The 7,076-nt window shown below is 71.9% G+C and carries 9 protein-coding genes; 4 read left to right on the forward strand and 5 right to left on the reverse strand.

Going from position 1 to position 7,076, the window contains the following annotated elements:
- Positions 1-334 (reverse strand): transposase (locus ACWD6P_RS36545; protein ID WP_451448528.1); only part of this gene is annotated, 334 nt, incomplete at its 3' end.
- A 483-nt stretch (positions 335-817) separates the two neighbouring features.
- On the reverse strand, positions 818-1,996 hold the full coding sequence (locus tag ACWD6P_RS36550) for an ATP-binding protein (RefSeq protein ID WP_451448529.1): 1,179 nt from the start codon (positions 1,994-1,996) through the stop codon (positions 818-820).
- Between the two features lie 532 nt (positions 1,997-2,528).
- On the opposite strand from ACWD6P_RS36550, the gene rpsR reads away from it, so the two are divergent.
- Positions 2,529-2,705 carry a 30S ribosomal protein S18 gene (gene rpsR, locus ACWD6P_RS36555; RefSeq protein ID WP_451448536.1) on the forward strand — a complete coding sequence of 59 codons (177 nt, stop codon included), beginning with the start codon at positions 2,529-2,531 and terminating at the stop codon, positions 2,703-2,705.
- A gap of 115 nt (positions 2,706-2,820) precedes the next feature.
- Here the strand turns inward: rpsR and ACWD6P_RS36560 are convergent, their stop codons facing one another.
- The 3 genes from ACWD6P_RS36560 to ACWD6P_RS36570 form a co-directional block, all read right to left on the reverse strand.
- The gene (locus ACWD6P_RS36560) at positions 2,821-3,258 is read right to left on the reverse strand and encodes a (2Fe-2S) ferredoxin domain-containing protein (RefSeq protein WP_451448530.1); all 438 of its coding nucleotides are present in this window, start codon (positions 3,256-3,258) and stop codon (positions 2,821-2,823) included.
- Between the two features lie 92 nt (positions 3,259-3,350).
- Positions 3,351-3,839, reverse strand: coding sequence for an EF-hand domain-containing protein (locus ACWD6P_RS36565; RefSeq protein ID WP_451448531.1), 489 nt, complete (start codon positions 3,837-3,839; stop codon positions 3,351-3,353).
- 264 nt (positions 3,840-4,103) lie between these two features.
- The gene (locus ACWD6P_RS36570) at positions 4,104-5,042 is read right to left on the reverse strand and encodes a GlxA family transcriptional regulator (RefSeq protein WP_451448532.1); all 939 of its coding nucleotides are present in this window, start codon (positions 5,040-5,042) and stop codon (positions 4,104-4,106) included.
- 221 nt (positions 5,043-5,263) lie between these two features.
- On the opposite strand from ACWD6P_RS36570, the gene ACWD6P_RS36575 reads away from it, so the two are divergent.
- The 3 genes from ACWD6P_RS36575 to ACWD6P_RS36585 are packed head-to-tail and all read left to right on the forward strand — an operon-like array spanning position 5,264 to position 6,957.
- The gene (locus tag ACWD6P_RS36575; RefSeq protein WP_451448533.1) at positions 5,264-6,022 is read left to right on the forward strand and encodes a DJ-1/PfpI family protein; all 759 of its coding nucleotides are present in this window, start codon (positions 5,264-5,266) and stop codon (positions 6,020-6,022) included.
- A 10-nt stretch (positions 6,023-6,032) separates the two neighbouring features.
- The gene (locus tag ACWD6P_RS36580) at positions 6,033-6,506 is read left to right on the forward strand and encodes a DUF2269 family protein (RefSeq protein ID WP_451448534.1); all 474 of its coding nucleotides are present in this window, start codon (positions 6,033-6,035) and stop codon (positions 6,504-6,506) included.
- Position 6,507: 1 nt separating this feature from the next.
- Positions 6,508-6,957: a hypothetical protein gene (locus tag ACWD6P_RS36585; protein ID WP_451448535.1), complete on the forward strand. Its 450-nt coding sequence runs from the start codon at positions 6,508-6,510 to the stop codon at positions 6,955-6,957.
- Positions 6,958-7,076 lie beyond the last annotated feature (119 nt).

Genomic DNA, 7,076 nt, shown 5'->3' on the forward strand with positions numbered 1-7,076 from the left:
CATGAGCGGTATCGAGCACAACGCGGGAGACGTCGATGAGGCCGGCGTCGTCGAGGCGGTGCAGGACGGCCTCGTGCAGCCGGCCCCATACTCCAGCTCTGGACCAGATCAGGAACCGGCGATGGGCCGTGGACTTGGAGACGCCGAAGCAGGGCGGTAGCGCCCGCCAGGCGCAGCCACTCACCAGCACATAGATGATGGCCGCGAACAGCGTCTCATCAGGCGTGTCCTGGGTTCCGCCGCCCTGAGGCCGCACCTTCGACGGTGGGATCAGCGGCTTCGCGATCTCCCACAACCCGTCCGGAACAATCCAACTCCACGTCCCCTGCCCCATATTGAGGTCCTACCCCGCCGCACCACATGGGACACGGTCTAAGCATCCGAAGGAATCCGTTCCCATGCCTCTGCAGAACACCATCCGCCGAGCCGCACGTCGGCTCGTCCAGCTGTACCTCGACGCCGCGAAGGCCAACGCCGCCCACGGCCATACCCCTTGGGCCACAGGGCCCTTCGGCACCCTCAACGAAGCTCGCCGCACGAGTGGTGGCCACCGGGCATCCGCTCGTGGCTGCACCGGGACCCGTCATCCAAGCCTTCGCAGGCAGGTGCGGAAACAGTGGCACGCCTGCGGGACCCGACCCTTGGCAATGGCGGACCCGGCGGCAGAAACAGCGGCAGGATCGGCGGCGGAAGCGGGAGCGACATCTGCGTCGCCGCTCCCTTCGGGACCATTAGGTTCGTCAGTTGCCTCACCACCATGCCGACAGCGATATGCGACCTGAACCCGGGAGAACAGGTTCAGGCCCGGCTTGATCGTCTAGGGGGTGTCCGGCGGGAGGGTGACGGTGGCGACGGCGCCGCCCTCGGGTGGGTTGTGCCAGCTCAGACGGGCACCGATCACTCCAGCCTGCCCGGTGACGATGGCCAGGCCCAGGCCGAGGCCGCCGTTGCCGCCGGTACGGAACCGCTGCGGGCCGTGGGCAATCAGCTCAGGCGGGAAGCCTGGGCCATGGTCACGGACCCGCAGTTCGAGGCCGTCGACCTCCACCACCACCGGCTCCGCGCCGTGCCGCAGCGCGTTGGTGACCAGATTGGTGACGACACGATCGAGGCGGCGCGGGTCCGTCTCCCGCACGCTGTCGCGGATGACCTCCACGGCCACCACCGCCTGCGGCCGGTCGGCCCGCACGCCTGCGACCACGCGCCGGGCGAGCGCGGCGAGTTCCACCTCACTCGGATCGGCACGCTCGCCCCCATTGTCGATCCGAGCCACCTCTATGACGTCCTCCATCAGGTCCCGCAGCCGCACGGCGCGCTCGCGGACCATCTCGGTCGGACGGTCGTCCCCCGTGAGCAGGCTCGATGCGGTCAGGAGTCCCGCAACCGGGGTGCGCAACTCGTGCGCGATGTTCGCCGTCACGACGCGCTCGGACTCGATTCGGGCGGTGAGGGCCTGCGCCATCGCATTGACGGCCGCGGAGAGCTGGGCGATCTCGTCCCGCCCGCTCTGGGGCAGGCGCGCGTCCAGCTCCCCGTCCTTGATCCGGTTGGCCTGGCGGGTGGACCGCCGGAGCCGGCGGACCATCGCGGCCGCCAGCCCGAGGCCCACGACGCTCGCGCCGAGCGCGCCGACGACGGCGGCGAACAGCGTGGCCCGTGCCAGATCCTCGAAGAGGGTCTGGGGAAAGTGGCGGCGGAGAGTCAGCAGCTTGCCGTCTTCACCGCCCGCCGCCCAGACGGTCGTTCCCGTCTCGTCCTCGTCCAGATAGGTGGCCACCGTGTACCCGTCGCGCCCGACGTGGTCGCGCAGGCTCTCCGGTACGTTCGCCGGGTCAGCTTCGAGTCCGGCCGTGACCTGGCCCCCGGACGCCCGGTATTGCCGTACGGCCTCGTGGTACTCGGCGGAGACGCCGTCACGACGGTCGTCCTGGACGATCTGCGGGACGAAAGCGCCCGTCAGCATTGCCGACACCGCAGCCGTCACAGCGATCGTCATCCCGATCTTGAAACGCAGGCCCATCCGCAGGCCCGTCCGTATGCGTGTGCCCACATTCATACCCACACGCACGTTCTACGGCATGCTCGTCGGGGCCCAACCAGCGGGGCCTTCATCCCGCGGCGGTGCACGCGGAGAACGCTAGCGCGCTCGTCGACATGCCCCGGGCCGAGCAGGCGCCGTGACGCAGCCCGAAGGGGCTGAAGCGGTCGCCGCAAGCCGAAGCCACCCGCGGCAGTCGCCGCGCAGGAGAGCACCGCGGCAACGGAGGAGTCCGCCGCGCGGCTGGGGGCCTGCATAGGCACGACCGTCGGTCTCGCTCGCGCTAGCGCATTTTTCCGGCATCACCAAACCCGTCTTGGGGCCGCATCCTCGTCGTCCGCACGGCCCCAACCTCTGCGAGGTGCACTTCTCGTGGCGGAAACACGTCCGCACATCACCGTCAGCCACCACGACCGCTACGGCGTCGTGGCAGCGGCTTCGCACGAAAAAGTGGGCCTGAAAACCCCAGGTCAGGGCGCCAGTCGCCCACATCGTCAGCATGTACATCGACTACAAGGACACCGATCTGCTGCGGAAGTTCATCTCCGACCGCGGCAAGATCCGCAGTCGGCGGGTCACCCGGGTCACCGCCCAGCAGCAGCGCGAGCTGACCCGTGCGATCAAGAACGCCCGGGAGATGGCCCTGCTGCCGTACTCCTCCAGGTAACCGGGGAGAACCACCTCCCGGGAAACCGGGGAAACCGGGGAGGTCTGCCCGTGCCGGCGGCGATCGCGTCGCCGGCACGGGCATGCCCGGGCGGCGGGGTGAGCCTGCGTCAGGTTCACCGGGGGGCACGGCCTCCGCGGGCACGCGCCTGTGCCTGTCCCGGGGACGGTACGCACTGCGGCTCCAGCGCGGGCCCTGGCGCGGCCACTCCGGGCCCGCCGGCCCGCACCCAGGCGAGGATGGCGCCGGTGCTGTCCTCGCTCAGCGCCCAGCCGATCCAGGTCACCCGGCCGCCACGGCGCCGGCCCTCCCCGGACGGCAGGACGACGACGAGGTTGGCCTGAGCACACGGGCCCAGGCACTCACTCGTACGGACCGCGAGCCGCCCGCCCGACTCCGCCGCGGCGGCCCGGAGCCGGGCGAGCTGTCTTTCGTGGTCGGTGCCGGGGTGCTTGTGCGGGTTTCCGCAGCAGCAGCCGCGGCACACCACCACGGTGCAGGGGCGGCCGCGGGCCCCGTCGATCCTCGTACGGCCGTCCGGGCCGGTATCCATGAGCCGAGTCTGGGGCTCCGGAGCGGGATCGACCAGACCCCGTCGTCCGGATCAGGACATCCGCCGGCGGCCGCCCGGCGCGGTCGCCGCGGCTACTGGCGCACGGCGGCCTGACACTCCGCGACGATCAGCCGTCCGTCACCGTCGTGGTCCAGCGCCGCGAACGCCTGCTCCGCCTGAGTCTCCGAGAAGCCGGTCGCGCGCTGCAGAGCGGTGAACTCCGCCCGGTTCACCACACCGTCCCCGTCCGCATCGGCCAGGGCGACGGTCGCGGCGATCGACGGCCACACCACCCGGCCGATCTCGCCCGACTCGCTGGCCCGCATGAACGCCGCGATGAACTGCTCCCGGTCCATCCGGCCCTCGGCCTCGACGCCCGTCAGGGCGGCGAGCTGCTCGAAGATGTTGCGCATCCCGGCGTGGACCGCCTGCGCCTTGGGCGACTCCGGCGGTTCGCCCGCGGCGTCGCTCATCCGCCGCGCCCGCTCGGTGAAGTCCCGCACGGTCAGGTAGCCGTCGCCATCGGAGTCGTACAGGGAGAAACGGTGCTCGTACTCCGCGCGCAGGGCATCGGTGATCATGCGTCATCCCTTCTGAACGTGGTGGCTCCCGCAGGAGCCCGGAGAGGCGGCCGATCGCATCCGGCACGATCACCACCGAGAGCACAGTAAGTCGCGAAGTGCTGACCGAGGGTCATCGACGTGGCGTGCGCGCCCGACCCCACGCGTGTGCGCGCCCGACCCCACGCGTGTGCGCCGTCCGACCCCACGCGTGTGCGCCGTCCGATCGCGGCCGGCCATGAGCTCGTGGCCGCCAGGGCCTGCCCGATACACGGCTACGCGGCCCTAGCGGAACGTCCGCCGGTAGGTGTGCGGGCTGACGCCGGTGGTGCGCTTGAAGCGGTCGCGGAAGGTGGTGGGGGAACCGAAGCCGACCTGCGCGCCGATGCGTTCGACCGAGTGGTCGGTGGTCTCCAGCAGGTGCTGCGCCCGGCGGACACGGGCTCGGTGCAGCCACTGGAGCGGCGTACTGCCGGTCTGCTCGCTGAAGTGCCGCAGCAGGGTGCGGGTGCTCAGACCCGCGTGGGTGGCGATATCCGTCAGGGTGAGGTCCTGGGCGAGGTTGTCCTGAAGCCAGCCCAGCAGAGGTTCGAGGGTCGAGCCGCGGGGCGTGGGCGGATGCGGCTGGACGATGAACTGGGCCTGGCCGCCCTCGCGTTCCAGTGGCATGACGGACAGCCGGGCGGCGTCGGCGGCGACCGCGGATCCGTAGTCACGGCGGATCATGTGCAGGCACAGGTCCAGTCCCGCTGCCCCGCCGGCGGAGGTCAGGATCTGCCCGTTGTCGACGTACAGCACGTCCGGGTCGACGTCGATGTCCGGATAGGTGGCGGCGAGATGGGCCGCGCCGATCCAGTGGGTGGTGGCGCGCAGTCCGTCGAGGAGCCCGGCGGCGGCGAGGACGAACGTGCCCACGCAGATCGAGGCGATACGGGTGCCGTCGGCGGCGGCGCGGCCGAGGGCCTGGCGGACGGCGGGCGACAGGACGCCGGATTCGTCGGTCGTACCGGGCACGATGATCGTGTCGGCATCGCGGAGGGCGTCCAGGCACCATGGGGCGCGCAAGGTGAACAGCCCCGCGTCGACCTCGGGCTGCTCGGCACAGACGCGTACGCGGTAGCCGGGACGGCCGTCGGGCAGCCTGCTGCGGGCGAAGACCTCGATGGGGGTGGAGAGGTCGAAGGGGATCACCTGATCCAGGGCGAGCACGGCGACGGTGTGCATGGCGGCAATCTACCCGTCCGCCGGATTCACGCCGAGGGACGCCGAGGGGCTTCTCCTGCTGGTTCCCGGGCGGGATGCGGCCGTGCGGCGGTTGGCGATATCCCGTTGAAGTATGTCGATCTCGCTACTGGGGGCGCGTGGCGGTGCTGACTACCGTCATGGGCGGTCAGGTCAGACATCAGCGATCGGACCGCCTGTCACGCCACAAAAGGGAACAACGCATGCATGCTCAGATCGTCCTGTTCGACGGCTTCGACCCGCTCGACGTCATAGCCCCCTACGAGGTGCTCCACGCGGGCGGCCTCGCGTCCGGCGGCGCCGTGACCGTCGCACTCGTCTCCGCCGAGGGGCCGCGCGAGGTCGTCAGCGGCATCGGCGGCGTGACGCTGACGGCGACCGCCCGCCTGGAACCGGAGCGGGCCGACCTGGTCCTGGTCCCCGGCGCGGCGGGCCGGATGAGCGGGCCGGGCGCGGAGGCCGGTGGTGGTGGCGTCGGCGGTGGCGCTGTGGGCAGTGGTGGTGTCGGCGCCGGTGGTGGTGTCGGCGCCGGGATCGGTGACCCCGCCGGAGAGAGCGCCGGTGGTGAGAGCATCGCCGCGGTGCTCGGGCGTGCGGTGCGGACCGAGCTGCCCCCGCTGCTCGGGGCGGCGATGGACGACGCCGGGGTGACGGTGGCCACCGTGTGCGGAGGCTCGCTCGTCCTGGCGATGGCCGGACTCCTGGAAGGCCGCAGCGCCACCACCCACCACCAGGGGATGGACCTTCTGGAGGCGGCCGGGGTGCGCACGGTGGCGGCCCGTGTCGTCGACGACGGCGACCTGGTCACCGGTGCGGGCGTCACCTCCGGCCTGGACCTCGGGCTGTATCTGCTGGAACGCGAGGTGGGGCCCCAAGTCGCCCACGCGGTGGAGCAGTTGTTCGCCCATGAGCGCCGTGGCGTCGTATGGCGCGACCGCGGTCCGGCGCCCGTCGCCGTCTGAGGAGCGCACCGTGACCAAGTTTCTGCTCTCGCTGCACGTCCTGGCCGCCCTCGTCGCCATCGGGCCGGTGACCGTCGCCGCCAGCATGTTTCCGCCCGCCGCCCGGCGCGCCCACGCGGCCGGCCCCGACGCCGCCGCGCTCGGTACGGTCCGGCTCCTGCACCGTATCTGCCGGGTCTACGCCGGAATCGGCCTGGCGGTCCCGGTGTTGGGGTTCGCCACCGCCAGCAGCCTCGGCGTCCTCGGCGACGCCTGGCTCATCGTCTCGATCGTGCTGACCGCGGCGGCCGCCGGCATCCTCGCGCTGCTCGTCCTGCCCCGCCAGGACGAGCTGCTGGAACAGCTCGACGAGTCGACCGCCACCGCCCCCGCCGTCCACCGCACCACGGCCCGGCTGGCCATGCTCACCGGGCTCTTCAATCTGCTGTGGGCCACGGTGACCGTCCTGATGATCATCCGTCCCGGTTCGACGACGGGAGCCTGACATGCCGCGTACCACCTCGGCGCGTCCGCGCCGGGCGCTGCGGATCGCCGCGGCCGTCGAACTCATCACGCTCGCGGTGCTGCTGGCCAACCTCGCCACCGCCCACCTGCCGGCGGTCTCCTCGCTGACCGGCCCCACCCACGGCTGCGCCTATCTGTTCACCGTCGTCGCCGTGGCCCGTGACCCGCGGCGCACGCCGCTCGCGGTCGTCGTGTCCCTGCTGCCTGGGGTCGGCGGCCTGCTCGTGGTACGCAGACTCACGGGGGCCGGAACCGGAACCGGAACCGGGGCCGGGGCCGGGTCCGGGTCCGGGTCGGGGTCCGGGTCCGGGTCGGGGTCGAGGTCCGGGTCGGGGTCGGGTGCCGGTCCCGGCATCGGCACCGGCACCGGCACCGGCACCGATGCGCGTACGGGCGTCTCGTCGGATTCGCATCCGACACGGGTGGTATGACGGGTCGTCAGTCCCAAGGTGCGCGCCCCGGGCGGCCGTTCAGCGGCCGGCAGCAGCGCCTCGACCGCCGCCATCAGGTGATGCGGGACGCGACTGCACGCTGGCCGCGCGAGGCCGAG

Source organism: Streptomyces sp. NPDC002446 (genome assembly GCF_053595675.1).

Bases quoted from the DNA above. Each gene is read 5' to 3' on its own strand.
- ACWD6P_RS36550 (WP_451448529.1), bottom strand. From the start codon at position 1,996: ATGACGATCGCTGTGACGGCTGCGGTGTCGGCAATGCTGACGGGCGCT.
- ACWD6P_RS36560 (WP_451448530.1), bottom strand. From the start codon at position 3,258: ATGGATACCGGCCCGGACGGCCGTACGAGGATCGACGGGGCCCGCGGC.
- ACWD6P_RS36565 (WP_451448531.1), bottom strand. From the start codon at position 3,839: ATGATCACCGATGCCCTGCGCGCGGAGTACGAGCACCGTTTCTCCCTG.
- ACWD6P_RS36570 (WP_451448532.1), bottom strand. From the start codon at position 5,042: ATGCACACCGTCGCCGTGCTCGCCCTGGATCAGGTGATCCCCTTCGAC.
- ACWD6P_RS36575 (WP_451448533.1), top strand. From the start codon at position 5,264: ATGCATGCTCAGATCGTCCTGTTCGACGGCTTCGACCCGCTCGACGTC.
- ACWD6P_RS36585 (WP_451448535.1), top strand. From the start codon at position 6,508: ATGCCGCGTACCACCTCGGCGCGTCCGCGCCGGGCGCTGCGGATCGCC.